General features: G+C 71.2%; 20 protein-coding genes and 1 pseudogene. 6 read left to right on the top strand and 15 right to left on the bottom strand.

What is annotated here, in order from left to right; genetic code table 11:
- Nucleotides 1–4: 4 nt before the first annotated feature.
- From uca to ACH47Z_RS37970, 5 genes are all read right to left on the bottom strand, one after another.
- On the bottom strand, nt 5–3,598 hold the full coding sequence (gene uca, locus ACH47Z_RS37990) for an urea carboxylase (protein WP_399082188.1): 3,594 nt from the start codon (nt 3,596–3,598) through the stop codon (nt 5–7).
- Complete coding sequence (locus ACH47Z_RS37985) at nt 3,595–4,395, bottom strand: urea amidolyase associated protein UAAP2 (RefSeq protein ID WP_399082185.1); 801 nt, start codon at nt 4,393–4,395, stop codon at nt 3,595–3,597. Before ACH47Z_RS37985 ends, uca begins: the two co-directional genes overlap by 4 nt.
- 1 nt (nt 4,396) lies before the next feature.
- The gene (locus ACH47Z_RS37980) at nt 4,397–5,308 is read right to left on the bottom strand and encodes an urea amidolyase associated protein UAAP1 (RefSeq protein ID WP_399082182.1); all 912 of its coding nucleotides are present in this window, start codon (nt 5,306–5,308) and stop codon (nt 4,397–4,399) included.
- A 61-nt stretch (nt 5,309–5,369) separates the two neighbouring features.
- Nucleotides 5,370–6,974 (bottom strand): amino acid permease, encoded by a 1,605-nt coding sequence (locus ACH47Z_RS37975; protein ID WP_399082179.1) that lies wholly within the window; start codon nt 6,972–6,974, stop codon nt 5,370–5,372.
- Nucleotides 6,975–7,144: 170 nt separating this feature from the next.
- Nucleotides 7,145–7,390 carry a hypothetical protein gene (locus ACH47Z_RS37970; protein ID WP_399082266.1) on the bottom strand — a complete coding sequence of 82 codons (246 nt, stop codon included), beginning with the start codon at nt 7,388–7,390 and terminating at the stop codon, nt 7,145–7,147.
- A 9-nt stretch (nt 7,391–7,399) separates the two neighbouring features.
- Between ACH47Z_RS37970 and ACH47Z_RS37965 the strand changes: the two genes are divergently transcribed.
- Nucleotides 7,400–7,840 carry a hypothetical protein gene (locus ACH47Z_RS37965; protein ID WP_399082176.1) on the top strand — a complete coding sequence of 147 codons (441 nt, stop codon included), beginning with the start codon at nt 7,400–7,402 and terminating at the stop codon, nt 7,838–7,840.
- 101 nt (nt 7,841–7,941) lie between these two features.
- Here ACH47Z_RS37965 and ACH47Z_RS37960 read toward each other — a convergent pair whose 3' ends face one another.
- Both ACH47Z_RS37960 and ACH47Z_RS37955 read right to left on the bottom strand, forming a co-directional pair.
- Nucleotides 7,942–8,499: an LLM class flavin-dependent oxidoreductase gene (locus ACH47Z_RS37960; RefSeq protein ID WP_399082173.1), complete on the bottom strand. Its 558-nt coding sequence runs from the start codon at nt 8,497–8,499 to the stop codon at nt 7,942–7,944.
- A 64-nt stretch (nt 8,500–8,563) separates the two neighbouring features.
- Nucleotides 8,564–8,635 (bottom strand): annotated as a pseudogene (locus ACH47Z_RS37955) (hypothetical protein); the annotation flags it as partial.
- Between the two features lie 469 nt (nt 8,636–9,104).
- Between ACH47Z_RS37955 and ACH47Z_RS37950 the strand changes: the two are divergent.
- The 3 genes from ACH47Z_RS37950 to ACH47Z_RS37940 are packed head-to-tail and all read left to right on the top strand — an operon-like array spanning nt 9,105 to nt 12,435.
- Nucleotides 9,105–10,649, top strand: coding sequence for a circularly permuted type 2 ATP-grasp protein (locus ACH47Z_RS37950; protein ID WP_399082170.1), 1,545 nt, complete (start codon nt 9,105–9,107; stop codon nt 10,647–10,649).
- A complete protein-coding gene (locus ACH47Z_RS37945) occupies nt 10,646–11,578 on the top strand; it encodes an alpha-E domain-containing protein (protein ID WP_399082167.1) in 933 nt (310 codons plus the stop codon). Before ACH47Z_RS37950 ends, ACH47Z_RS37945 begins: the two co-directional genes overlap by 4 nt.
- A gap of 2 nt (nt 11,579–11,580) precedes the next feature.
- Nucleotides 11,581–12,435 (top strand): transglutaminase domain-containing protein, encoded by an 855-nt coding sequence (locus tag ACH47Z_RS37940; protein WP_399082164.1) that lies wholly within the window; start codon nt 11,581–11,583, stop codon nt 12,433–12,435.
- Nucleotides 12,436–12,596: 161 nt separating this feature from the next.
- On the opposite strand, the gene eutC is transcribed toward ACH47Z_RS37940, so the two are convergent.
- From eutC to ACH47Z_RS37905, 7 genes are all read right to left on the bottom strand, one after another.
- A complete protein-coding gene (gene eutC / locus ACH47Z_RS37935; RefSeq protein WP_399082161.1) occupies nt 12,597–13,379 on the bottom strand; it encodes an ethanolamine ammonia-lyase subunit EutC in 783 nt (260 codons plus the stop codon).
- Entirely contained in the window at nt 13,376–14,809 is a 1,434-nt protein-coding gene (eutB, locus tag ACH47Z_RS37930) for an ethanolamine ammonia-lyase subunit EutB (RefSeq protein ID WP_399082159.1), read from the bottom strand. Before eutB ends, eutC begins: the two co-directional genes overlap by 4 nt.
- A gap of 46 nt (nt 14,810–14,855) precedes the next feature.
- Nucleotides 14,856–16,415: an APC family permease gene (locus ACH47Z_RS37925; protein WP_399082156.1), complete on the bottom strand. Its 1,560-nt coding sequence runs from the start codon at nt 16,413–16,415 to the stop codon at nt 14,856–14,858.
- A gap of 405 nt (nt 16,416–16,820) precedes the next feature.
- The gene (locus tag ACH47Z_RS37920; RefSeq protein ID WP_399082153.1) at nt 16,821–17,195 is read right to left on the bottom strand and encodes a peptidoglycan-binding protein; all 375 of its coding nucleotides are present in this window, start codon (nt 17,193–17,195) and stop codon (nt 16,821–16,823) included.
- Between the two features lie 18 nt (nt 17,196–17,213).
- Nucleotides 17,214–17,399, bottom strand: coding sequence for a hypothetical protein (locus ACH47Z_RS37915; protein ID WP_399082150.1), 186 nt, complete (start codon nt 17,397–17,399; stop codon nt 17,214–17,216).
- A 191-nt stretch (nt 17,400–17,590) separates the two neighbouring features.
- Nucleotides 17,591–19,999 (bottom strand): ABC transporter permease, encoded by a 2,409-nt coding sequence (locus tag ACH47Z_RS37910; RefSeq protein WP_399082147.1) that lies wholly within the window; start codon nt 19,997–19,999, stop codon nt 17,591–17,593.
- Nucleotides 20,000–20,081: 82 nt separating this feature from the next.
- Nucleotides 20,082–20,828: an ABC transporter ATP-binding protein gene (locus ACH47Z_RS37905; protein WP_399082144.1), complete on the bottom strand. Its 747-nt coding sequence runs from the start codon at nt 20,826–20,828 to the stop codon at nt 20,082–20,084.
- A 142-nt stretch (nt 20,829–20,970) separates the two neighbouring features.
- Between ACH47Z_RS37905 and ACH47Z_RS37900 the strand changes: the two genes are divergently transcribed.
- Both ACH47Z_RS37900 and ACH47Z_RS37895 read left to right on the top strand, forming a co-directional pair.
- Nucleotides 20,971–22,170, top strand: a complete 1,200-nt coding sequence (locus ACH47Z_RS37900; protein ID WP_399082141.1) for a sensor histidine kinase — start codon at nt 20,971–20,973, stop codon at nt 22,168–22,170.
- Nucleotides 22,167–22,850, top strand: a complete 684-nt coding sequence (locus ACH47Z_RS37895; RefSeq protein WP_399082138.1) for a response regulator — start codon at nt 22,167–22,169, stop codon at nt 22,848–22,850. The genes ACH47Z_RS37900 and ACH47Z_RS37895 overlap by 4 nt, the downstream gene beginning before the upstream one ends.
- Nucleotides 22,851–23,027: 177 nt before the next feature.
- On the opposite strand, the gene ACH47Z_RS37890 is transcribed toward ACH47Z_RS37895, so the two are convergent.
- Nucleotides 23,028–23,945 (bottom strand): IS982 family transposase, encoded by a 918-nt coding sequence (locus ACH47Z_RS37890; protein ID WP_399082135.1) that lies wholly within the window; start codon nt 23,943–23,945, stop codon nt 23,028–23,030.
- Nucleotides 23,946–24,003 lie beyond the last annotated feature (58 nt).

The raw sequence follows: 24,003 nt of genomic DNA, 5'->3' as shown, positions 1-24,003 counted from the left end.
GCACTCATGCTCGCACCGCCGCGAGGATCTGGCCGGGCGCGACCTGTTCGCCGGGCCTGACGTAGATCTCCAGCAGGGTTCCGGCGGCGGGGGTTTGTACCTTCGACTCCATCTTCATCGCCTCCAGGGAGAGGATCGGATCGCCGTCGGCCATGGTGGCGCCGGGTTCGGCGGTGATCTGCCAGACGGTGGCGGTGAACGGCGCGGTGACCGGGACCGCGCCGTCCGGGACGGTGACGGTGGCGGCGGCCGTCGCGGGTTCCGGGTCGTCGTCGCGGTCGAACTCGCCCGCGGCCCGCCAGCGCCGCTTCTCGGCCTCGAACGCGGCGCTCTGCCGCTGCCGGAAGGCCGCGATCGAGTCGGCCTCGGCGGCCAGGAAGGCGTGGTGCTCGGCGATCGAGAAGGTGCCTTCCTCGACCGGGAAGTCACCGCGGCCGGCGTCGGTCTCGGCGCGCAGTTCGAGCAGTTCCTCCGCCGTGACGGGATACCACTCGATGCGGTCGAAGAAGCGCAGCGCCCAGGGGGAGTCCTGGAACAGTCCACCCCTGCGGAATCGGTTCCAGACCTGCACGGTGCGGCCGACGAACTGGTATCCGCCGGGGCCCTCCATGCCGTAGACGCACAGGTAGGCGCCGCCGATGCCGACGGAGTTCTCCGCGGTCCAGGTCCGGGCCGGGTTGTACTTGGTGGTCACCAGGCGGTGGCGTGGGTCGAGCGGGGTGGCCACGGGGGCGCCGAGGTACACGTCGCCGAGCCCGAGCACCAGGTAGGAGGCGTCGAAGACGGTGCGGTAGACGTCGTCGGCGCTCTCCAGGCCGTTGATACGGCGGATGAACTCGATGTTCCACGGGCACCAGGGGGCGTCGTCGCGCACCCCGGCCATGTACCGCTCGATGGCCAGTCGGGTCGCCGGGTCGTCCCAGCTGAGCGGCAGCCGCACCGTGCGGGAGGGCACCACCAGCTCGTTGCTGGGCGGGACCTCATCCTCCAGTTCGCGCAGCAGGGCCGTCAGGTCACGGGCCCGGAGCCGGCGGGCGTCGGTGTGGATCTGGAGGGAGCGGATGCCCGGGGTGACGTCCACGATGCCGTCGGGTGCATGCGCGGCCAGGGTCTCCTGCAGGGCGTGCACCCGCATGCGTAGACCGAGGTCGAGCACCATGGGACCGTACTCGACCAGGACGTTGTCGTCGCCGTCCCGGCGGTAGGTGACGGCCGGCCGGGCGTCGGTGGCCTCCAGACGGCCCAGCACGCCGTCGTCACCGTCACCGCCCGCGCTGGTCAGCGCGGGGGAGGCACGGCGGGCGTCGAGGCCGGCCGCGTCGGCCTCCTCGACCGGTACGAAGCGGACGGTGTCGCCCGGCCGGACCTGGCCGAGCTTCCACAGGTCACCGCTGGCGACCACGGCGGGGCACACGAACCCGCCGAGGGACGGCCCGTCGGGCCCCAGGACGATCGGGGTGTCCCCGGTGAAGTCCAGCGCGCCCACCGCGTACGGGGTGTCGTGGATGTTGGAGGGGTGCAGTCCTGCCTCGCCGCCGTCCTGGCGAGCCCACCGGGGTTTCGGCCCGATCAGGCGGATGCCGGTGCGGGCGGAGTTGTGGTGCACCTGGTAGTCGGTGGCGTAGAGGGTGTCGATGTCCTCGCGGGTGAAGAACTCGGGTGCCGCGTGCGGGCCTTCGGTCACACCGATCCGCCAGTGCGAGACCATCGCGGGCCGCCGCCCGGCCGGGGTGGGGCGGCCGCCCGCGGCCTGGGCGGTCCCGGGCCGCAGGACGTCCCCGGCGCGCAGCGCCCGCCCGCCGTGCCCGCCGAAACCGCCGAGGGTGAACGTCGAGGTGCTGCCCAGGTACGCGGGTGCGTCGATCCCGCCCCGGACGGCCACGTAACTGCGCAGGCCGGGCCCCTGGCAGGGGCCGAGCACCAGGGTGGCGCCGGCCGGCACCGGCACCGGTTCCCACCGGGCCGCCGGGGTGCCGTCCACCGTCACCGGGACGGGGGCGCCGGTGACGGCGACCACGGTGGCGTGCGAGAAGCGCAGGGTCAGCCCGCCCGCAGTGACCTCCAGGCCGGGCGCCGTCCGCGGGTTGCCGACGGCCAGGTTGGCCTCGGCGAACGAGACGGCATCGAACGGCCCGCTCGGCGGCACGCCCACGTGCCAGTGGCCGAGCCGGCCGGGCAGGTCCTGCACGGTGGTCAGTGCCCCCGGCACCAGCACGTCGATGCGCGGCTCGGGGTCGCGGGCGGTGTCGAGCGTGCTGGTGCTGTGCACCGCCCCGCGCACCTCGCCCCGCACGGTCAGCTCGCGCAGCAGGCCCAGGTTGGTCACGATGCCGTCGACCCGGCTCGCGGCCAGGGCCCGGCCGAGCAGGTCGAACGCGGCGTCGCGGGTGGGGCCCTTGGCGATCACCTTGGTGAGCATGGGGTCGTAGTACGGCGACACCTCCAGGCCGGTTTCGGCGAAGCCGTCGACGCGGACGCCGGGCATGGCGTCCGCGCCCTCGCCGGGGAAGACCGCCCGGGTGATCAGACCCGAGGAGGGCAGCGAGTCCTTGCCGGGGTCCTCGGCGTAGACGCGGGCCTCCACGGCGTGCCCGGTGGGTACCCACTCCCGCTCGAACACGGCGTCGTCGACCTCGCCGTCCCGGGCCAGCAGCAGCATGAGTTCGACGAGGTCGACGCCGTACGCCTCCTCCGTCACCGGGTGTTCGACCTGGAGGCGGGTGTTGACCTCCAGGAAGGCGGCCTCCTCGCGCACCGGGTCGTAGACGAACTCCACGGTGCCCGCGCCCCGGTAGCCGACCGAGGCGAGCAGCCGGCGCGAGGAGTCGTGCAGCAGCGCGCGCACCCGCGCGGGCAGCGCCGGGGCGGGGGCCTCCTCGATCACCTTCTGGTTGCGGCGCTGCAACGAGCAGTCCCGGTCGCCGAGTACGGCGATCCGGCCGGTGCCGTCGCCGAAGACCTGCACTTCGACGTGGCGGGCGGGGCGCACCAGGCGCTCCAGGAACACCCCGACGGAGCCGAAGTTGGACTCCGCGAGCGCCGCGACGCGGGCGAATGCCTCGCGTACCTCGTCGGCCGTGGCGCAGGCCTGCATGCCGATGCCGCCGCCGCCACCGGTGGCCTTGACCATCACGGGCAGCCCGATCGAGGAGGCCGCGGTGACGGCCTCCTCGGCACTCGCGAGCAGTTCCGTTCCGGCCAGCAGCGGCACTCCGGCCGCCTTCGCCAGGGCGCGCGCGGTGTGCTTCTCGCCGAAGGCGGTGATCTGGTCGGCGGTGGGCCCGGCGAACCTGAGGCCCGCCTCCTCCACGGCACGGGCGAAGGCGGTGTTCTCGGAGAGGAAGCCGTACCCGGGGTGGATGATGCCCGCGCCCCGGGCGAGAGCAGCCTCGATGATCGCCTCGCCGCGCAGGTACGACTCGCGGGCCGGCGCCGGTCCGAGGCGGACCGCGTGGTCGGCCTCGCGGACGTGCGGCGCGGCCCGGTCGGCGTCGGAGAAGACGGCGACGGTGGCGAGCCCCATCCTGCGGGCGGTACGGATCACGCGGCGGGCTATCTCACCGCGGTTGGCGACGAGTACGGCGGTGGGACGGGTCACGCGGCTCCCTCCGGAGTGCCGGCGGCCCGAGCGGAGCGTGCTTCGCCGGCCGCCGGTGCCGGGTCCACGACGAGCATCCGCAGCGGGGTCGGGTTGAAGTCGTTGCACGGGTTGTTCATCTGCGGGCAGTTGGACACCAGCACCAGGACGTCCGTCTCGGCGCGCACCGCGACCCGGCGGCCCGGCGCTGACATGCCGTCCACGATGCCCAGCGCGCCGTCCGCCTCGACGGGCACGTTCATGAACCAGTTGAGGTTGGAGACGAGGTCCCGCACCCCGAGACCGCGTCGGCCGGCCTCCGCGAGGAAGTTCTCCCGGCAGCCGTGCTGGAACATCACGTGGTGGCCGTAGCGCAGGGTGTTGGACTCTTTGCCGCAGGCGCCGCCGATGGTGTCCTGGCGGTCGATCTCGTCGGCGACGACGGTCATCAGCGGGCGGCCCTCGTTGCTGCGCAGCACGGTGCCGGTGCGCACATAGGCGTTGCCCTGCCAGGCCAGGGTGTCGGGGACGCTGTAGCGCTCCTCGGGATCGTCGGCGTCGTACAGGAGGCAGTCGGCCGACTGGTTGCCACCGACGTCGACGATCGTCAGGACGTGCCCCTTGCGCACCACCGCCGACCAGGGGGCGTTGGGGGCCACCGTCTCGTCGAGGACGACGGTGCCCTCGACCAGGCTCGCTCCCCGGTCCAGGCGGGAGTCCTCCGCGTACACCGCGCCGACCGGGACGGTGGAGACGACGGTGCCGCCCGAGACGGTCGCGCAGGTGACCGGTGTGCTCCCGCTGCGTGTGGTCGCCATGTCACAGCCCCCGTGCTTCGCAGTAGTCGACGGTGTTCAGGTACGCCCGGTGCAGTTCCGGCGTGGCGGTGAAGCGCGGCTCGCCGGGGCCGGTCGGGGTGCCGCGCCAGGCGTGCACCCGCAGCGGGCCGACGACGTACTCCGGGCGCGGGTCCAGCGGGTGGACGACGTTGGCGACCAGCACCAACAGGGGCATTTCCGCGACGAGTTCGACATGTGTGCCCGGTCCGGCGCTGCCCTGCCAGCCGAGGGTGCCGTCCGCCTCGACGCGCACGCCCTGGAAGAAGGAGACGCCGGGCGGCAGGTCGCGCCGGCCCAGACCGTGCTTGGCGGCCGCCTTGAGGAAGAGCCCACGCCCGGACGGAGACGGTCCCTCGGGCCGGGCGTCACCGTACTTGCGCTCGTTCCAGGCGTCGGTGGTGGTGCCGCAGAAGGCGTCGTGCCGGCCGGAGGAGTCGGCGCTGACGACGGCCAGGACCCGGCCGTCCCCGGACAGCAGTGGATGGTTCTCGCCCAGGTAGGCCTGCCAGGGCACCTTCTGGGTGTCGGCGACGTTGAGCCGCTCGACCGGTTCCAGGGCGTTGTAGAGCAGCAGGTGGGCGCAGGCGTCGCCGGTCGGGTCGTCGAACCGCAGCCGGGTGCCGCGGGCGAGCACCTTGTGCGTGTAGCCGCCGGGCGCCACCGTCTCCGCCCACACCAGGGTGGCCGGGTCCACCCCCGGCGGGCGGTGCGGGCTGCCGGACGCCGGAAGGTACGGCATCCACTCCCCGGACCGCCCGCCCTGGGCACGGGCGTCGTGCCGGGCGCTGCGGACACTGTCGGTCAGATGCAGATCACGGGCGCGGGCGGAAACCCACCCGTCGGGGTGGCTGCCGTGCGGCGCGCCGGCCGTCGGACTCTGCGCAGTGGTCATGATGCTCCCGTCGTCCCTTCGTCGGTGCGTGGTCGGTGCCGCTGTCCGCGTCGCCGGACCCTCAGGCGGGCTCGGCGACGGCCTCGGCCTCGCGGGGCGGCTCGGTGTGCGTGTGCGGCACGTGCCGCAGCTCGATATGGCGGTGCAGCCGGCGGGCCAGGAAGTAGCCGGCACCGGCGGCGAGGCTGAGCCCGATGAACAGCAGGGCGCTCCAACGCAGCCACCAGGTACCGCCGGTGAGGTCGTAGATCTCCGCGCGCGGCCAGACCAGGTTGACGGTCATCCCGGCCTGGTAGAGCACCGCGACCGCGTTGACCGCCACTCCCCACCGGCCCAGCGAGAACAGGGGCCGCCCGGTCTCGTCGACGCCCGCCGGCAGCCCGCCGGCGGCCCGCTGCCGGATCCGGCCGACCAGCAGCGGCAGCGTCACACCGAGATAGGCCAGGTACAGCAGGGCGATGCAGAGGCTGGAGAGCGCGGTGAAGATCGCCGCCTGGCCGATGTTCACGACGAGCGCGGCGGCGGCCGCGACACCCACCACGATCGACGTGGTGACCGGTGTGCCGGTGCGGGCCGAGACCTTCGCGAGGCGCCGGTGGAACGGAAGGGCGCCCTCGCGCGCCATGGAGTACATCATCCGCGCCCCGGAGGTCTGCACGGCCAGGGTGCAGGCGAACACCGCGACGGCCACACAGCACAGCAGCAGCCGGCCCACGACCGCGCCGAGACGGTCGGTGAGCACCCAGGACAGTCCGCCCGCGGCCAGCTTCCCGTCGGTCAGGCTGCCCGCCGCCATCAGCCCCGACAGGATCAGCAGCGCCCCGCCGACGCCGGAGGTGATCAGGGCCCGCAGGATGGTGCGGGGGGTGGTACGGCGCGGGCTGTGGGTCTCCTCCGCCAGCTCGCCCGCCGAGTCGAAGCCGACCATGACGTACGCCGCCATCAGGGAGGAGGCCAGAAAGGCCCCGGCATAGCCGCCGTGTCCGGCCCAGCCGGTGTGGTGGAGCACCACCTGCGGCCCCCGCTCGGGAAGGAAGAACAGCGCCAGCACGAGGGCGATCACGCCGATGATCTCGACGGTGACGCCGAGGCTGGTGGCGGCGGCCATCTGACGGATGCCCAGGATGTTCACCACCGTGGTGACCGCCAGCAGCAGACAGCCCAGCAGGACCGCGTTCCGCGCGCCGGTCGGGGAGCCGACCGACGGATCGGCGCCCGGTCCGCCGACGATCTGGAACCCCGACCAGATGCCCGGCAGGACCGCCTGCGCGGCGATCGCCGCCGCCGCGACGGTGAGGATCTGACCGATGACCATGATCAAGCCGACGAACCAGCCCGCCGTGGTGCCAGCCAGCCGGCTCGACCACTGGTAGATGGCCCCGGATATCGGCCAGCGTGCCGCCAGTTCGGCGAAACAGAGCGCGACCAGCAACTGCCCGGCGAAGACGAGCGGCCACGTCCAGAAGAACGACGCGCCGCCGAGGCCGAAGCCGAGCCCGAACAACTGGAAGACGGTGGTGAGGATCGACACGAAGGAGAAGCCGGCGGCGAAGGAGGCGAAGCCGCCCACTCCGCGACGGAGTTCCTGCTGGTAGCCGAGGGGAGCGGTCCTGGTCGTGGCGCCGCCGTGCGGACTGTGCCCGGGGGGAATCTGGGGCCGGCTCATCACCGCACCTCCGATCGGTCGACGAATACCTGTCGTTTGACAGGTATGGCGATCGTCGGCCGGACCCGTCTCCCGCCCGGGTCGCAGGGGTTAACTTCGTGTATCCGCAGCCACGAAAGGGCCCACCCCGGCCAGGGGCGGGCCCTTTCGTGGCTGCGGCGGGCCGCCGGTCAGTAGGCGAACTGCTGGATCTGCCGGTCGCCCGGCCCGTACGTCCAGCCGGTCCTGGTCGCCGGATCCAGTTGCAGGGCGTTCTCCGCCCCGCCGTGTCCGGCGGCGGTGACCCCGGTCAGGGTGCGCAGCACCGTCCCGGTCGCGAGGGACACCACCGCGAGCTGGCCGGTGGCATTGTTGTCGGGCACCCACATGCCCGACCCGAAGTACGGCGCGCCCGCCGGTGTCGGGAACGAGACCACGGCGATCCGGTGGGCACCGTCCACCGCGAGGGCGGCGGCCTTGCCCAGCCGGATCTGGACCGGGTCGGCGGCCGTACCGCGGTGCTCGTCCCGGCGCCCAGCACGGTGGTGGGCACGATGTTGACGCTGGGCACCGGGGTTGCGAGGTTGAACAGCGAACCGGAGCCGTCCGAGGCGATGCCGTGGCTGCACCCGGACGTGCTGTCCAGAGCGGTCACCGTCCGGGCCGTGAGGTCGACCTGTGCGGGTACGGCTCCGCCCAGACAGTTCAGGGGCACCGGCCGCCTTCGCCAGGAAGAGGTCCCCGGTGGCGGGGTCCACGGCAAGCAGACCGCAGGCCCCGGCGGCCGCCCCCGGCGGATCGGCCGGGAGCGGAGCCGTCGCCGTGCCCGTGCCGAGATCCACAGCCAGCACCAGGTCCGCGTGGTCGCCGGCCCGGTGCAGCCGTGATGCTGTGGTCCTTGGCTCGGTCGGTTCGTTCTTCCGTGGCCCGGTGCCGTTCGTCGTCAGCGGGCTGCTCGGGCCGCGATGCGGGACATCGGCCGGCGCCGTCAGGCGGTCAGGGACTCCACGCGGCGCATCACCTCGCGGCAGAACGCGCCTACTCCGTTCGGGTCGTCGGTGAACTGCGAGGGCTTGACGCAGAAGGTGGTGAATCCTTGGGCCAGCTGCTCGGGGATGGGTTCGAGGGCCTGTGCCAGGTCGGCGCAGGAGTCGTCGTCGGGGAACACGGCGCGGGTGCCGCAGATCATCTCCAGGTCGGCGATGTCGCGGCCCACGGCGGCCATCGCGGCCTTCAGCGTCTGCATCTCCTCGGGCGTCACCTTGCCCAGCGGGTTGAAGGCGTGGCCGTACCGGACGATCCTGCGGGCCATCGCGTCGTGCATGCCCGCGCCACCGAAGCACAGTCGGGGGCCGTCCGGGCGGTATGCCTTGGGCTCGAAGTAGACGTCCTGGAAGGTGTAGTACTCGCTCTCGTGAGACACGGGCGAGGGGCCCCACAACTTCGCCCAGATCTCCAGGTGTTCGTCGAGGAGCTTGCCACGCCGGGAGAACGGGACGCCGAGTGCCGCGTACTCGTCCCGGCTCCAGCTGACGTTGGGCAGCACGATCACGGCCCTCGGAGAGAAGGTCGAGGGTGCCGAGCTCACGGGCCAGGAGCAGGGGATGCCGCAGGGGAGCGATGACCGCCGAGGCGGCGAGACGCAGGCGATCGGTGACAGCGGCGATCGCGGTGAGCAGCATGAGCGAGTTGGGCCATGGGGTGTGGGGGTCCTGGTTGCCGGGCAGGGCGTAGTCGCGGGGGTTGCCCATCACGCCGCCTGCTCCGGCGTCGGGGCCGAGCACGATGGCCGAGACGGCCCCTGCCGTGGCCGCCGCAGCCGGTCCTGACCGCGTGGACGGCCTCCCTGCCCAGATCCGGCCAGTCATCGCGGACACCAGCGGTGAGGGCCTGGCACTGTTCTGAGCGAGCACCGGGAGACCTGACACCCCAACGTCACCTGCGCAATTGCAGGACGTGGCTGGTGATGCGACGGGAGGCGCACGGGGACCAGGTGTGGCCAGATGCGAGGGGAGTCAGGCCGAACATCCGACAATCCGCACTCAGGGCGCACCCGAGACCTTTGGCACCCCGCAGGCTGGGCGGCCGCGAGTGCGCTGCCGGAAATCACGTAGAGATCGTCGCGTTACGAGCCGCACTTAACGTCCCCTCATGGCGGATATATTCGACGCATACGCGTTGGCCGACGCGTGGGACGAGATGTTTGTGCGGCCGGGTGAGGTCAGGACCGCCTATGAGCCGGTACTGGCGGCGCTGCAGCCGATCGCACCGAGTGAACTGCGTTTCAGAGCAGACCAGATGGCCCGGTCGTTCACCGACCGTGGTGTGACCTACGCCTTCGCGGGCGAGGAGCGGCCGTGGCCGCTGGACCTCGTGCCGCGCATCCTCGACGCCCTCGAATGGGATCTCATACAACGCGGCGTCGGCCAGAGAGTCAGGGCCCTGGAGGCCTATCTCGCCGATGCCTATGGTCCCTGCCGTGCCTTCGAGGACGGCGTCGTGCCCTGGCGGCTGCTCCTCAACTCCCCCCATTTCCACCGGGTCGCGCACGGGATCGAGCCTCCCGGTGGTGTGCGCATCCACGTCGCCGGCATCGACCTCGTGCGTGACGAGGCCGGGGACTTCCGGGTGCTGGAGGACAACGTGCGGGTGCCCAGCGGGGTGTCGTACGTGATCGAGAACCGGCGTGCGATGACCCGCATCTTCCCTTCCCTCTTCGCCGAGCAGTACGTGCTGCCCGTCGACGGTTACGGGCACCGCCTGCTGGCCGCCCTGCGCGCCGCCGCGCCCGACGGGACCGCCGACCCCAGGGTCGTGGTACTGACCCCCGGGCCCAACAACGCGGCCTACTTCGAACACGCGCTGCTCGCCCGGCTGATGGGCGTGCAACTGGTGGAGGGGCACGACCTGCTGTGCCGGAACAACCGCGTGTGGATGCTGACCACGCGCGGCGAGGTGCCCGTCCACGTCGTGTACCGGCGTCTGGACGACGACTTCCTCGATCCGCTGCACTTCCGGCCCGACTCGGTGATCGGCTGCCCGGGGATCATGAACGCGGCGATGGCAGGCAACGTCACGCTCGCGAACGCCATCGGAAACGGGATCGCAGACGACAAGCTGCTCTACACCTACGTCCCGGATCTGATTCGGTACTACCTGTCCGAGGAACCCGTCCTCCCCAATGTGGAGTCCTACCGGCCCGACGAACCCGGGCAGTTGGAGGCAGTGCTCGACCAGATCGAGCAGCTCGTCGTCAAGCCCGTGGACGGAGCGGGCGGTCAGGGCATCGTCATCGGGCCGAAGGCCGACCCCGACACCCTCGAACGCACCCGCAAAGCGGTCATCACCAACCCGCGCGGCTTCATCGCGCAGCGGCCCGTCGCCCTGTCCACCTCCCCCACCCTCGCCGGCGAGCGCATGGCCCCGCGCCACATCGACCTGCGCCCGTTCGCCGTGCACGACGGCAACGATGTCTGGGTGCTGCCCGGCGGCCTCACCCGCGTCGCCCTCCAGGAGGGCAACCTGATCGTCAACTCCAGCCAGGGCGGCGGCTCCAAGGACACCTGGGTACTCGCCGAGGGCCCCGCCGAACGGCCGGCCCCTGTCGGCTCCGGCGATCTGCCCGACGTCGCTCCCCGCCAGCTGGGTCCCGACGGTACCTCTACGGTCGTACAGGAAGGGGCACAGCAGCAGTGAACGACGTGATCCTCTCCCGGATAGCGGAGGCGCTGACCTGGACCGGGCGGTACGTCGAGCGAGCGGACGCCACCGGCCGGATCCTCGACGCCTATCTGCACCGCATGCTGGAGGACCCCTGGCGCGACGAGGACGCGGCCTGCCGGTCGCTGTACGCGATCCTCGGCGTGGACGCGGGGGCGGAACCGGTCGACATGCAACAGGTGCTGGACCAGCTCGCGTTCGACGCGGGCTCGACCGGTTCCATCGAGGGTGCGCTGGGTGCTGCCCGGCTCAATGCCCGCAGCGCCCGTGAGGCCGTCTCCTCGGAGATGTGGGAGTGCCTCAACTCCACCTGGCACGCTCTCGCCGACCAGCGGCTCGCCGCCCGCCGTACGGGTCCGTACGCCTATCTGGAGCTCGTCCGGCGCCGCGCGGCTCTCTTCTTCGGGCTCGCCGACTCCACGATGAGCCGGGACGACAGCTGGCGGTTCGTGGTCCTGGGCCGGAGTCTGGAACGGGTCGACATGACCGTACGGCTGCTGAGCGTGCGCGTGCTGGACGCAGCGCACGCGCCGGACTGGCCGACGCTGCTGAGCGCAAGCGGCGCCGACGAGGCGTACGCGCGCGTCTACGGCAGTTCCGGCGACACCCCGCGCGTGGCCGAATTCCTGCTTCTGAATCGGGACTTCCCACGCTCGGCGCTGCACGCACTGACCACGGCCGAGGAGTGTCTGACCGCGCTGGGCCGCTCGCGCCAGGACCCGGCACGCCGCCCGATCGGCCGCCTGCGTACCCGCCTGGAGTACCTGGACTCGCACGCCCTCGAGAAGCAACTACCGGTTCTCCTACGGGACTTGCAACAGGATTGCATGACGTCCGCCGACGCGGTGGCGGAACGGTTCTTCCCGTACCGAGGGGCCTTTGAGTGGGCCCAGGAAGGGGCGTGAGCGTGACCGGCAAGGGAATCCGCCGCCTCCGCATCCGGCACGTCACCCGCGTCTCCTACGCGCAGGCCGCCGTCTCCTCGCACAACGAGGTCCGCATGACCCCGCTGACGCTGCCCGGCCAGACCGCCCTGGACGGTCGGGTGACCGTCGGCCCGGCGGCCACGACATGGTCGTACTGGGACTACTGGGGCACCCAGGTGACCGGCTTCGACCTGATGGACCCGCACTCCGACCTCACCATCACCGCGTCCAGCCTGGTCGAGACGGCCCCGCCCGGTCCGCTTCCCGGGCCGCCCGGCTGGGCGGAGGTGGCCGAACGCACCACGCGCACCCGCCTGCTGGAGTTCGCGAACCCGACGGTGCGTACGACGGTCCCGGCGGAGCTGATCGCCCACGCGCGGGAGGTCACGGCGGGCCTCGACCCGCACGAGATGGCCGTCGCCGTCTCCGCGCTGGTCGCCGACCGGGTGTCGTACCTGCCCGGCACCACCGGCGTGAACACCTCCGCCGCCGAGGCCTGGGAGCAGGGCACGGGCGTCTGCCAGGACATCGCCCACGTCAGCATCGCCCTGCTGCGGGGCCTGGGGCTGCCGTCCCGCTATGTCTCCGGCTACCTGCACCCGGAGAAGGAGGCCGAGCTCCACCGCCCGGTCGCCGGGCAGAGCCACGCCTGGATCGAGTACTGGGCGGGCGACTGGTGCGGCTACGACCCGACCAACCGCACCCGCGCCGACGAGTCCCACGTGGTGGTCGGCCGCGGCCGCGACTACGACGACGTGCCCCCGCACAAGGGCGTGTACCGGGGGGTGGCGGGCGGGCCGCCGGAGGTGACCGTGGAGTTCACGCGGGTCGCCTGAACGCGACGGAGGGCCGGGAACCACTCCCGGCCCTCCGGACGACCCCTTCATGGCGCGCCACCCGACACCGAGCAGGCCGGGCGAAGTCCGCTGCGGTTCGGCAGCGCCCTGAAGGGGCGCGGGGCTGTGCCTGATATGCGGCTCCGCCGCGGGGCGCTTGGTCAGCTCTCCACTGCAACGGCCTCCTTGACGGCCACTCCGCTCCGCCCCTCGGCCATCAGCGCCTCCACCAGCCCGATGATCCGGCTCGCGGCTTCCCGCACCGGAATCCCCGCGCGGTGGATGTTGGAGAGGAGGTTGCGGTCCGCGTCCGTGTGCCCGGGACGCGGCCGGTACGCCAGGTACGCGGAAAGGCTTTCCGCCGTCGCCAGGCCCGGGCGTTCACCGATCAGCAGCACGACCACCGCCGGGTCCAGCAGCTCGCCGATCTCGTTGAGCACTCCGACCCGGCACTGCCGCACCACGATCGGACGGCCCACGGACCAGCCGCGCACCGCGCAGCCCTCGTGCAGCAGCGGCAGCAGAGCCGGCACCTGGGCGTGTACGGCGGTGGAGGACAGCCCGTCGCCGATCACGAGCTGCACGTCCGGGCCGGGTCCGTGCTCGGCGGAGATCGTCTGCCGCGCTTGCGGGGTGAGGCGCCGGCCCAGGTCCGGGCGGCGCAGGTAGCGGTGCCGGGAGTCGGCCATGGTGGCGACCACCGTCCAGGGGAAACGGCCGGCCAGCGCGGCCATCCCGGGGGCGTCGAGGTCCAGTGGCGTCGAGACCGCGTCCCGTGCGGCCGCATGGTCGCCGCGCAGGGCCAGCAGGGTGGCGGTGCGGTAGGAACTGCCCGCCCGGCCGGTGAAGATACGAGCGGGGGTCGCCGCGCGCAGCCAGGCAGCGGTTCGCTCCGCGGGCGTCGGGTCGGCAGAAGGGGCGGAGAGCTCCAGGTGCTCCGTCACGCCACACCTCCGGGGAGGAGTTCGCGCAGGGCTCCACTGCCCTCCAGGGCGGAGGCGAGCTCGGCCAGGCTGGTCGGCAGGGCGTGCGCTCCGCCACCCGGGCGGCCGTCGGAGCGGATGCCCATCTCGGCCAGCCAGAACTCGAACTCCGGAGCGGTGCGCAGCCCCAGCGTCCGGCGGACACTCACCACGTCGTGGTAGCTGGTGGTCTGGTAGTTGAGCATCACGTCGTCCCCGGCCGGGATGGCCATCACGAAGGTGCACCCGGCGGAGGCGAGCAGCACCAGCAGGTTGTCGTTGGAGTTCTGGTCGGCGTCCGCGTGGTTGGTGTAGCAGACGTCCACGCCGGTCGGTACGCCCATCAGCTTGCCGACGAAATGGTCCTCCAGGCCCGCGCGGGTGATCTGCACCGAGTCGGCCAGGTACTCCGGCCCGATGAATCCGACCACCGAGTTGACCAGGAACGGGTCGTAGAGCCGGGCCACCGCCTGCGCCCGCGCCTCCAGGGTGAGCTGGTCGACGCCGTGGTGGGCCTCGGCGGAGAGCGCACTGCCCTGGCCGGTCTCGAAGTACATCACCTGATCGCCGGCGAACTCACCCACCCGTTCGGCGTGGTGGGCGAGCACAGCCTCCCGGCCGCGAGCGAGCAGGCCGAGGTCGATGCCGAAACTCGCGTTGGCCGCCTCCGTCCCGGCGACCGACTGGAAGAGCAGATCCACGGGTGCGCCGGCCTCCAGTGCGGCCAGCTGGGTGGTGACGTGCGCCAGCACGCAGGACTGGGTGGGTATGCCCAGCCGGGCGATCAACTCGTGAACGCCGCGCAGCACCTCGCCGATCACCGGCACGGACTCGGTAGCCGGGTTGACGCCGATCATCGCGTCGCCGCAGCCGAACGCCAGGCCGTCCAGCGCGGACAGCATGATGCCGCGCACGCCGTCGGTGGGGTGGTTGGGCTGGATTCGAGAGCCGAAGACGCCCGCACCGCCCATGGTGTTACGGCAGCGGGTGGTACGGCGCAGCGGGGCAGCCGCCACCACCAGGTCCAGATTGCTCATCAGCTTGGCGCAGGCGGCGGCGATCTCGGGGGTGATCGCCGCGTGCAGCCCGCCCGACCAGCGCTGCCGGAAGCCGGGCTCCAGGACCGACTCGCGCAGTTCACCCACGGTGAGCGAGGCGATCTCCGCGAAGCGCGCCGGGTCGGCGGGCACGGAGACCGCCTCCGTCACGGCGTCCTCCACGACGGGAGTCGCGGCGATCTCGGCCAGCCGTACGTCGGCCAGGGCGAGCTTGGCCGCTACTCGCTCCCGCTCGCTGCGTGCGGCGAGTCCGGCGAGCTGGTCACCGGACTTCGTCTCGTTCGCCTTGGCCAGCAGCTCGGGCAGCGTGGCGAACGTGAACCGCTCGCCACGCAGGGTGCTGCGGTAGACCATGCTGTCAACCTCTCCGAAGTCTCTCTGCGGTACGCATGAGGGGCTTTCAGCGCTCGTGGGACTCGGCCAGAACGGTGCTGCCGATCTGCTCGTAGCGCGCCCGGTCGGTGGACCGGAGCACGAGCGCAATCACCGCGCCCAGCACGCCCACACCGATCACCAGGTAGGGGGTGAGGGTGTAGACGGGGCTGTTGGAGGCGGCGCCTGCCGCGAAGGAGAGGTTGCTGAACAGCAGGTAGACGACGTAGGCCATGCCCGCTGCGCCCACCGCCGGACAGAGCAGAGTCCGCCACCAGCTACGGGTCTCCGGGTGGCGCTTGCCGCCGTGGAAGTACCAGATCACCGAGACGGAGCAGATCGCCTGGACGATGAGGATCCCCATCGTGCCCATGATCGCCAGCAGGCCGAACTCGTAGTAGTACGGCACGTCCGGCGCGGCCTTGCTGGGGGCCTGGAAGAGGAAGAAGTACAAGGTGATGAGCAGGGTGATCACGGACTGCACGATCGAGGCGACCCACGGGGACTTGTGCTTGTCGTGGGTGGCGCCGAGCGGGGTGACGGCCTTGTGCAGGCCCTCGCGGCCGATCGCGTAGAGGTAGCGGGAGGCCGAGTTGTGGAAGGCCAGCGCGCAGGCGAAGGAGCCGGTGACGGTCAGGACCTGGTAGAGGTCCTTGGCCCAGACACCCACGAACTTCTGGGTGATGCCGAAGAAGAGGTCGAAGGGGTTGCCGGTACCGCCCTGGGCGATGGTGACGGCGTTGTGCGCGCCGTTGCCCGCGATGGTCATCCATGAGACGAAGGTGTAGAGCGCGCCGAGCGCGATGACGACGAGCAGGGTGGCGCGCGGGATGATCCGGGTCGGGTTGCGGGACTCCTCGCCGTAGACCGCCGTGGTCTCGAAGCCCACCCACGACCAGAAACCGAAGAACAGACCGATCGCCACGCTGCCGCCGGCCACCGCGGTGAAACCGCCTGCCGGGTCGAGGGAGCCGGTCATCAGCCCGTCGGGGCCGCCGCCGTGGAAGAGCACCGAGCCGCCCATCAGCAGCAGGATCAGCACCTCGGCGACCAGGAAGACTCCCAGCACCTTCCCGGAGAGCTCGATGTCGAAGTAGCCGAGTACCGCGATGGCGAGGATGCCGAAGAGCGCGTAGACGATCCAGCTCAGTTTCGGCCCGCCGAAGGTCTCCACGTCCGTCTTGAAGAAGGACGCGAAGATCCCGATCAGCGAACCCTCGAAGACCACGTAGGCAAGGGTCGCGATGAGGCCGCTGGCCAGCCCGGCGACCCGGCCCAGGCCGCGGGTGATGAAACCGTAGAAGGCGCCGGTGGCGGTGATGTGCCGGGCCATCGCGGAGTAGCCGATGGTGAAGATCACCAGAACGGCGGTGCAGAAGATGAAGGTGGCCGGGGTCCCCGTGCCGGCTCCGGAGCCTATCGCGATGGGCACGTTGCCCGTCATGGCGGTGATGGGAGCGGCCGTGGCCAGCACGGTGAAGACGACGCCCCACATGCCCAGCGCCCCGGTGCGCAGGCGCTTGGGCTCGGGGGTGGCGCCCGTGCCGGGTCCGCCGAGGGGCGTGTGGGCGGATTCTGTAGTAGTCACGCGATCTGGCTCCGGATGTTGCGCTGGGCGGTGTAAGTGCCCGATCGTCGCGAACCCTCTTTACGGAATGCGGCGGCCGCCGTTTCATCTTCGTTAAGCAGGGCGAAAAGACATATCTCACGCATTCGTGGCCGCGTAGGCCGTAGTGAGGAAGTCCTGCGACACCTCCGCGAGCTGCAATCGCGTCGGGGGTGGTTCACGTTTGCTCTTCCGCCCCGCCCCGCCCCGCCCCGCCCCGCCCCGCCCCCGGCGCCCGAGCGTGACGTCGCGTCAGCGAGCCGAGCACCGCTCAACTTCGAAGACCCCGGAAAGCGGGCCTGTCTCCGCCGCGGCGAGCGAGTGCGGGACGAACGAACCGTCGCGGTCACCCCGCCCCGCACACTGGCCACCGGAGGGGCTCGGCGGTCAGCTGCCGACGAGCATCTGCCAGGTCTGCGGTCCCACCTGGCCGTCCACGCCGAGGCCGTGCCCGGACTGGAAAGCCCGGGCGGCGCTGTCGGTGCCGGAGCCGAAGCTGCCGTCGACAGCGGGGCCGTAGCCGAACCGGTTCAGCTCCACCTGGGCGGCCCGGACGTCGTCGCCGCTGGAGCCCGCCTGGACCTGGACGATCAGCGCCGACCAGGTCTGCGGGCCTATCTGGCCGTCCACGCCGAAGCCGTCCGCGGACTGGAAGCTCTTGGTCGCGGCGAGGGTGGCCGGCCCGAACTGGCCGTCGGCGGTGATCGAGGCACCGTGGTAGCGCAGAAGATACTGCGCCGCCTGCACGCTGGGCCCCGTCATGCCGTCGGTGATGTTCGGTCAGGACGGCAGGATGACACCGCCGCCGCCCTTGCCGCCCCACTGCCCGAAGTCGGCGGCCATCGCCTGGTCGAGGTCCGCGTCATGCCCGGCGACCGTGATGTCGTTCTGGACCTGCCGCAACTGCGCGCGGCTGTCCCAGTTCCCGCCGGACCACGCGTACGTCTGCCAGCCCCAGGCCTGCACCGATGTTGACGACCGCGGCCCGATTGACCAGCGGAACCGACCTTCTCTCATCATTCGTCGAGGGACTCGGTCCGGACATGATGTAGACGGCCCCAAAACTCCGGAATGCCGACCTCCCCGAAGGTGTCGGGGAGGTCGGCGTTCCGTTCTTGATATGCCCGGCAGCGCTGCGAGCGACAGCTCTACCGGTCCTACTCGGTCCGCAGCGCGGTGGCGGTCCGGGTCCGTGCCGCCCAGCTGGCCGGCAGCAGTGCGCCGAGCAGGGCGATCACGATCCCGCTGGCCAGCAGGGGGATGAGCAGCCCGGCGGTGTAGACGTGGGACACGCTCGGCGGCAGGTGCCGGCCGATCGCGTTCCCCATCGGGGTCAGCGTCGCCTTCTCCACCGCGACCCCGAGCGGGACCCCGATCAGCCCGGCGATCAGGCCGGTGAGTGTCACCGAGGTCAGAACCATCGCGATGGTCTGCTTGGGTGTCATCCCGAGGGCCTTGAAGACCCCCAGATCATGGACCCGTTCCCGGGTGTCCTGCACCACCATGCTCAGCACCCCGAGCGCGGCGACCGCCATCATCATCAGCGTGAGCGTGGCCACCAGGGCGCCCATGGTGATCACGATGATGTTCTTGCCCCCGCCGTCGTTCGGCTGGACCGAGGCGTTCAGCGGGGTCAGCGCGGCGGCGGCTGCGGTGGACCAGTCCGTTCCGCTGACGTTGTCGGCCAGCTCGACGTTGAACTGGTCGATGTGCGGGGTCAGACCGGCGGCGGTGAAGGTGGCAGCATCCGTCATGACCGTGTAGTCGCCCTGGTTGGTGTCGAAGTTGATGCCGACGACCTTCAGCGGCAGTTGCTTGTTCTGCTGCACCACGGTGACGTCGTCACCGACATGGATCCCCGCCGCCGTGGCCAGCTTGTCGCCGACCACGGCCTCGCCGGGCGCCGAGTACCAGCGGCCGGACAGCAGCTCCAGGTGCGTCCAGGAGAAGTCGCCGGTGACCGTGAACACCTTCGCCGGTTCGCCGCCGAGCGGGGCGCCGACCATGGTCGCGCCGCTGTCGCCCCAGCCGAACGCGGTCTTCGTGCCCGGGGTCTTGGCGAGCGCGGCGGCCACCTTGGCGGCGTCCAGGTGCGGGTTGCGCGGGTCGTTGGGGCCGTAGAGACCCCAGGGCACGCCTACGTCGGCTGTGGGTTCCACGATCTTCGACGCGACGTTGAAGCCCGAGGTGCTGGTGTCCAGGTACCTGTTGAACCCGGTCTCCAGCCCCACCGCGAACGTGACACTCACCACGCCGAACAGCACCGCCGCACCGACCAGTACGGCCCGGGCCGGCCGGGCGAAGGGCTGGGCCAGACCCAGCGACATGGCCCGGGGCAGCGGCAGCCGCGAGGCAAGACGCTGCGCCGTCTGGCCGCCCCCGGCCCTGGGGGCGCGGCCGGCCACCAGGGCCTGCACCGTCGGCATCCGGCCGGCCCGCAGTGCCGGGATCAAAGCCGTGGTGCCGACGATCAGCAGGGTGCCCAGCGGCACCACGGCGCTGACCCACAACGGAATCGTGGCACTGGCCGCGCCGAGCTGCTTGGTGGCCCCGTCCAGGATCGGCACAGCCAGGAGGTTGCCGAAAACCGTGCCGAGCACCAGGCCGAGTGTCGCCGGGATCATGGCCTGCGCGGTGTAGGCGCGGGCCACCTGCGACGGGGTGAAGCCCAACGACTTCAGAATCCCGATGCGCCGGATTCCCGAGGCCACAGCCCCGCTGACCACGATCGCGATGATCAGCACCGACATGAACAGCCCGAGGATCCCGAAGCCGGTCAGGAACGGCACGTAGGCCTTGGCGTTGCCGGTCGCCTGCTCTTCCGCGGTCAGGTACGACTGTGCGCCCTCGACCGCGCCGGCCGGCGCAGCGGCGGCCACTGTCTGCTTGTCGGTGGCGATGTCGGCGTCGGTCCCGGCCTTGGCGAACCGGTAGAGCATCTGCTCGTCGGACTTGGCACCGGCGGCGGTGAGCCGCGCGAAACCGTCGGCGGTGGCGAAGGCGGTCGCGCTGTTGGTCACCGAGCCGCCGAAGCCGACGACCTTGAACGACGGCTTGCCCGGCAGGGAGGAGAACACCACCGAATCGCCGAAGCAGACGGTGGCATAGTGCTGCCACGGCAGGGCGATCTCGCCCGGGCTGGTCGGCCAGCGCCCCTGGGTCAGCACGAGTTGGTCCATCCCGGAGGTGCTACCCAGGTCGGGCCGGGTGGTTACGGTGATCGGACCGTTGTCGTGACCGGCGAAATCCTTCTTGGGGCAGTCCGTGCCGACGGTCGTGTCCAGGGCGGCGGCGATCGGGTACGGTCCGGCCGCCTCGGTGACGCCGGCGGCGTGCGCGGTGGCGGCGGCCTGCGCGGCCGTGGCCTTCGAGCCGTCGAACTGGACCGCCAGGTGCGCCCCGTTCCGAGCACTGAAGGCGTGGTCGAACGGGGTCTGCACGACGGCCAGCAGGCCGAGGGAGAGTACTGAGGACGTCACCGCGGCGAACGTCGTCAGGGCCATGACGAGGGACTGCAGGCGGCGCCGGCCCACGCCGGAGCGTACGACCTTGCCCAGGGCGCTCACCCGCTCACCGCCAGCAGCGGGCGGGCCATGGCAAGGAATCCGACCTCGAAGAGGCGCCGGGGCATCGGCGGCTTGCGCAGTGTCATCCGACCGCTCCCGCCGGACGGGTCAGCGGCGTGCGGGCGGCCAGGCCGGCACCGCTGCCGTCGTTGATGACGTCCCGCTCGACCGCGCCGTCCACCAACTCGATCGTGCGGCGCGCGGTGCTCGCGGCCAGCTGCACGTCGTGGGTGACCAGCAGGATGGTCTGGCCCTCGCTGTTCAGGTCGAGCAGCAGCTGGCGCACGTCCTCGGCCGAGCTCGAGTCCAGCGCGCCGGTGGGCTCGTCGGCCAGCAGCAGCGCCGGCTTGTTCATCAGGGCCCTGGCCACCGCCACCCGCTGCCGTTGCCCGCCGGACAGCCGCTGCGGGTAGGCCTTGGCATGCCGGTCGATGCCCAGCGAGCCGAGCAGCTCGATGGCCCGCCGCTTCGCTTCGCCCTTGCCCATCCCGGCCAGCTGCGCCGGAACCATGACGTTGTCCAACACGGTCAGGTCGTCGAGCAGGTTGAAGAACTGGAAGATCATGCCGATCGAGGCCCGGCGGTACTTCGCCGAACCGGCCTCACCGAGCTGATCGACGCGGGTGCCATCGACGGTCACGGTGCCACTGGAAGGCTTGTCCAGACCGGCGATCAGATTCAGCAGCGTGGACTTGCCACTGCCGGAATGGCCGAGGATCGCCACGCAATCACCGGACGCCACGGACAAGGTCACACCGGCCAGCGCGGGCGGGCCGTCGTCGTACTTCTTTGTCGCATCTTGGAGAGCGATCATCGGTGCATTGGTCATGGCCATGAACCTAGGAACGGACCATGCCCCATCGCGTCGGCCGGCGGATGTCACCTCTCCCCAGGCCATCGGCCCGGCGGCGTACCCCGCGTACATCCCCGGGGCGACGCGCAGAGCCGACGCCACTGAATACGATCTCCGTATGGAAGAGCTTCTCCAGCGTCTCTCGACATCGAAGCGCGTGACCTGGCTGATGTCACAGGCCGTGGTGCCGGCCACCGCCTGCTTCTACGCGATGCTGCTCCCCTGGACGATGCCGACCCCTGAGGACGGCCTGTTCCGGTTCCCCGACCTCGAGCCCGTCCAGATGCTGGGTCTGTACGTCGTGCTCGCCCTTCCGGTTCTGCTGGTGCGCCGTCTGCCGGCGACCGTCTTCGCGGTGATCCTGGGCGAATCAGTCCTCGGCGAGGCCTTCGGCGCGCGGCCCTTGATCGTGTTCGTCCTGCTCGTCGCCTTGGGCGGGTACCTCGCCGCCCGGCGGCCGAAGGCTGCCGCCGTCGGCTCCGTCGCGGGCGTCGCGGCCGCGTTCGTCAACGACATCCACGGCTACCCCGGGGAGACCGTCGGCGACGCGGCCCAGTGGACCGGGGGGCTCGCGTTGTGGTTCGCGGTCGCGTGGGTCTTCGGGGGGGTGTATCGCAAACGCCGTGAGTACCTCGAAGCCCTGCAGGAGCAGACCGAGGCCCGCGCCGTCATGGCCGAGCGGCTGCGGATCGCCCGTGAACTGCACGACAGCGTCGCGCACAGCATCGGGATCATCACGGTGCTGTCGGGAGCGGCGGCGCGGGTCGTGGAGACCAAGCCCGAGCAGACGCGGCGGGCGCTGACCGGCATCGAGACCACCAGCCGGGAGACGCTGCTCGGGCTGCAGCGCATGCTCGGGGCGCTACGCCGCGCCGAGCCGGACGACGCCATGCCGCGGGCCGCTCCGCTGGCGCCGGCCGGCAGCCTGGCCGACGTCCCGCGGCTCGCCGAACGCACGGCCGACGCCGGGGTGCGGGTCCACGTGACCTGGCAGGGCGAGCGGCGTCCACTGCCGCCGGAGATCGAGCTGTCGGCATTCCGGATCATCCAGGAGTCGGTGACCAACGTGGTGCGGCATTCCGGGGCGCGAACGTGCCGGGTCGCGGTCGGTTACGAGCCGGAAGGAGTGAGGATCGAGGTGGTGGACGACGGGGACGACGGTTCCGGCGGGCCGGGCCGTCCGAGGCACTCCGCGGCCGGCGGGAGCGGCTTCGGCCTGCTCGGCATGTGCGAGCGAGTGACGTTGCTGTCCGGCCAGTTCAGCGCGGGCCGGCGTCCGGAAGGCGGATTCCGGGTGACGGCGAGCCTCCCGGCATGAGCGTGCGAGTGCTGCTGGCCGACGACCAACCCCTGATGCTGGTCGGGCTCGCCATCCTGATCGGCAACACCGACGACCTGGAGGTGGTCGGCGAGGCCGGCGACGGCCGCGAGGCGGTGCGCCTGGTACGTGAGCTGCGGCCGGACGTCGTGGTGATGGACATCCGGATGCCGGGCATGGACGGGATCGAGGCGACCCGGCAGGCGACCGCCGAACCGGACCCGCCCAAGGTGCTGGTGCTGACAACCTTCGACGACGACGAGTACGTCTACGGCGCACTCCGCGCCGGGGCCAGCGGATTTCTGCTCAAGAGCATGGCCCTGGACGCGATCCTGGACGCGATCCGCGTGGTGGCGGCCGGCGACGCGCTGATCGCGCCGAGCGTGACCCGACGGCTGATCGCGGACTTCGCCGGAACGTCCGGCCCCGCGGCCCCCGAACCGGACGCCGAGCCCGCCGCGGACTCGAGTCTCATCGCGGGGATCACCGACCGGGAGCGCGAGGTGCTGGCACTGGTCGGACAGGGACTGTCGAACGGTGAGATCGCCGAGCGGCTGGTGATCAGCGCGGCGACGGCGAAGACTCATGTCGCGCGCCTGTTCGCCAAGCTCGAGGCTCGGGACCGCGTCCACCTGGCGATCATCGCCTTCGACACCGGACTTGTGCCGCGTAGACGGTAGGGCAGGATGAGAAGAACGATCGCCGACCACGAGTTAGCCGCGTTCGGCTCCGGCCTGTGCACTGACCAACCGTCACTCACGACCGGCACGAGCTTCAGCGCCGAGACACAGTAGCCATGCCAGGCTGCCTGACGGTCGACGCCGACTGCGACTGTCTAGATGATCTATTCCAAGCCGTCAGTGGTCATACGCGGTCAGCGACCGCATGACGGGTTGGCCGGCGTGCTCGTTGTGCCAGATGGCGGCGGTCAGCGCGAGGACTCGCTGGAGCACGCGGGCGATCACGCCGTTGGGGGTTCGGCCGCGGTGCCGCTCGAGGTCGAGCTGGCCTTTGAACGACTCGTTGATCGACTCGATGACCTGCCGCAGCGGCTTGAACAGCTTTGATCCGGCCCGCTCGGCCTCGCCCTTGCGGGCCGGGCGCAGCAGTTCGATGTTCAAGTCGGCGAGCTGTGACTCGAACTCGCGGCCGAAGTAGTTCTTGTCGCCGATCAGCGTCTGTCCAGGTGGGCGGTCGGTGACGAGCATCGGTTCGGTGGCGAAGATGTCGAGGAGCGTCTCGCGCTCGTCGGCCTTCGCCCCGGTCAGCGCGAATGCGCCCGGCAGCCCGCCCAGCGTGCACAGCAGGTGCAGCCGAAGTCCCCAGAAGTAGCGCGTGTGGCTGGCGCAGTAGCCGTACTGTGCCCATCCGGCCAGGTCGGAGTGCTTGACGGTCTCCCGGGAGCGGCCGCACTCGACCGGTGTGGAGTCCACTACCCATACGTCGTCGGTCCACAGCGCGGTGTCCATGGCCAACGCGCGCGTGACGTGCCGGATCAGCTCGGCCGCTTTCCGTAGCCGCTTGTTGTAGCCGGGCTGCTTCGGCAGGTACGGGAACAGATGCCGCAGGTGGTTTCGGGCATGCCGGAGCCACCGGGCCTCGGAGGTGTAGCCGAGCATGACCTGCATCATCGACAGCGTCACCAATTCGGCATCGCTGAGCTGCGGTGTGAGGCCGACCACCGGCCGCCACGGGGCGAGCTGCGGCGAACCCTGCAGCAGGTCGTCGGTCCTGACGTAGAGTGCGGTCGCGAGGGAGTCCATGTCTGGTGTCACAACCCGACTGTGGACTCCCTCGTCACATGCGCGGCCCAACCCTTGGGATCGATCATCT

Origin of the sequence: Streptomyces sp. NPDC020192 (genome assembly GCF_044388685.1) — a bacterium.
Lineage (GTDB): Bacteria > Actinomycetota > Actinomycetes > Streptomycetales > Streptomycetaceae > Streptomyces.
The sequence above is the reverse complement of the archived record's forward strand: the minus strand, read 5'-3'. Positions and strand labels throughout refer to the sequence as shown.